Consider the following 1,563-nt stretch of genomic DNA (forward strand, 5'->3'; position numbering starts at 1 on the left):
TTCGACACGCTGCTTCGATGGCTCATGCCGGAACAGCAGCGAGCCTATAGCAAGTTCACGCACCGTCTCGCCAGGCAGGTCGGCTGGCGCTTCCGGGTCATGATTGCCGGCGACCCAGAACCATTGCCGGCCTGATATCAGCCCTTCCAGCCGCTCTCGGAAACTTGCATGCATGCGTTGGGCGCCGCCGCCATCGTGAAAGCTGTCGCCCAGGCTGATGACGATCGACGGCTGGTAGTCAGCGATGACGGCCTGCAATCGCAGCAAGGTCGCGCCGGTGTCATAGGGCGGAATCAGCGTGCCGCGGCGTGCCAGCGACGAGCCCTTTTCCAGATGCAGGTCGGACACGGCCAGAAGCCGCAGATCCGGAAAATAAAGCACGCCGCGCGGGTCGCAGACGGCGCGTTCGCCTGATATGCCGACAAGATCGGCCTCGGCGATCAGCGATGTGCGCGCCAGCGAAAAATTCATTCCTCGACCATCTCCGGCCCCATGGCCTCTGCGACCAGCGACGCCGCATCCATCAGCAATGTCTCATCGGCTTCGCCGTTCACCGGCATCTTGCCGATCTCGAGCATGATCGGCACGGCGAGCGGCGATATCTGTTCGAGTGCCTTATGCACGATTCGACCCTGGATGCGCGAGAGCATGTCGGCAAGTCTGCTGACATCGAGCAGGCCGGCCGCCGCATCGGCACGCGTCGCCTGCAGCAGGATGTGGTCCGGTTCATGGCTGCGCAGCACGTCATAGATCAGGTCGGTCGAGACCGTGACCTGGCGGCCGCTCTTCTCCTGGCCAGGGTGGCGTTTCTCGATCAATCCGGAAATCAGAGCGCAGTTGCGGAAGGTGCGCTTGAGAAGCCAGCTGTCGGCAAGCCAGGCTTCGAGGTCGTCGCCCAGCATGTCCTGGTCGAAAAGTGCGCTCAGCGAAGGCTTCCTGGCTTTGAACATCGCGCCCATGTCGCCCAGTGACCATATAGCCAGCGCATAATCGGTGGCGACGAAGCCGAGCGGCCTGGCTCCTGCCCTGTCGAGGCGGCGGGTGAGCAGCATGCCGAGCGTCTGGTGCGCCAGCCTGCCCTCGAACGGGTAAGCCACCAGATAGTGGCGGTTGCCTCGTGGAAAGGTCTCGATCAGCAGGTCGTCGCGCTTGGGCAGCACCGATTTGTCGGCCTGGAAGCGCAGCCAGTCGGCGACCTGCTCGGGCAGCTTTTTCCATCGCTGCGGGTCATCGAGCATGATGCGGACCTGTTCGGCGAGATAGGTCGAAAGCGGAAACTTGCCGCCTCCATAATAGGGCACCTTGGCATCGCTGCCCGGCGCGTTCGACACGAAGCATTCATTCTCGCGGATGCCCTCGAAGCGCAGCACCTTGCCGGCGAACATGAACGTGTCGCCATGCGTCAACGTTTCGAGGAAGGCCTCCTCGATCTTGCCGAGGACCCGGCCGCCACGCGAAGCCGCGCCTTTGCTGCCGGCCTGCACATATCGAACATTCAGCGCCGGCACCTCGATGATGGTGCCGACATTCAGCCTGTATTGCTGGGCGACGCGCGGATTGGAC

At 63.1% G+C, this 1,563-nt stretch carries 1 protein-coding gene and 1 pseudogene; both read right to left on the bottom strand.

All coding sequences use genetic code 11. The features are described 5' to 3' along the window. The coding region (locus tag EN932_RS35730; protein WP_128369503.1) for a metallophosphoesterase at nucleotides 1–471 on the bottom strand (471 nt) is incomplete at its 3' end. Continuing rightward, nucleotides 468–1,563, bottom strand: a pseudogene (locus EN932_RS35735) (DNA ligase-associated DEXH box helicase); the annotation flags it as partial. The gene EN932_RS35730 and the pseudogene EN932_RS35735, both read right to left, overlap by 4 nt.

It is taken from the genome of Mesorhizobium sp. M7A.F.Ca.US.002.01.1.1 (genome assembly GCF_004022955.1).
GTDB classification, from domain to species: Bacteria; Pseudomonadota; Alphaproteobacteria; order Rhizobiales; family Rhizobiaceae; genus Mesorhizobium; species Mesorhizobium ciceri.